The organism is Bacillus sp. SIMBA_008 (assembly GCF_046535495.1).
Taxonomy (GTDB): Bacteria; Bacillota; Bacilli; order Bacillales; family Bacillaceae; genus Bacillus; species Bacillus subtilis.
On sequence record NZ_JAWRWL010000026.1, the window covers coordinates 1 to 469 of the forward strand.

Annotated in this window: 1 protein-coding gene; it reads right to left on the reverse strand. The window is 33.7% G+C overall.

The genetic code is table 11. The annotated features are described in order from the left end of the window. Window positions 1–137: 137 nt before the first annotated feature. Window positions 138–469: anti sigma factor C-terminal domain-containing protein (locus SB658_RS21880; protein ID WP_410602280.1), on the reverse strand; the 332-nt coding region annotated here is incomplete at its 5' end.

Below are 469 nucleotides of genomic sequence, written 5' to 3' on the forward strand. Positions count from 1 at the left end.
TCGGTAAGTGAAATTATATCAGCGATTTTTGTAATATATCGACTTACCAACAAAACCCGAAAACGTTAGCATCATAAAAAAGCTGTCTCCAGTAGATCACCTATGACCCATTGAAAGACAGCTTTTTTCTATTTATACTATTTGTTTTCCGCAGTAGCGCCTAATACTGCAGCCTTTACGTAATTTTGACCATTTAACTTTTGTAAATCAGTAGCAGTTCCTGTCACAACAACACCAATTACTTTTACATCTTGCTCACTTGGTTTTGTTTTCTTTCCTTTTAGGTAGTTATATATGCGCTCATACTCCTCATAATACTTTCCCTTTTTCTCCATTCCACTTTGAATTGCTAAAAGAAAATCTTTTTCTGTCCCATTTCCAAATTCAATATCACCTTGTTTTGCTTTAAAGCCGTACACCTCATAAGCACTTTGAGTAACATCATCTAAATGATATGATTTTTTATCAT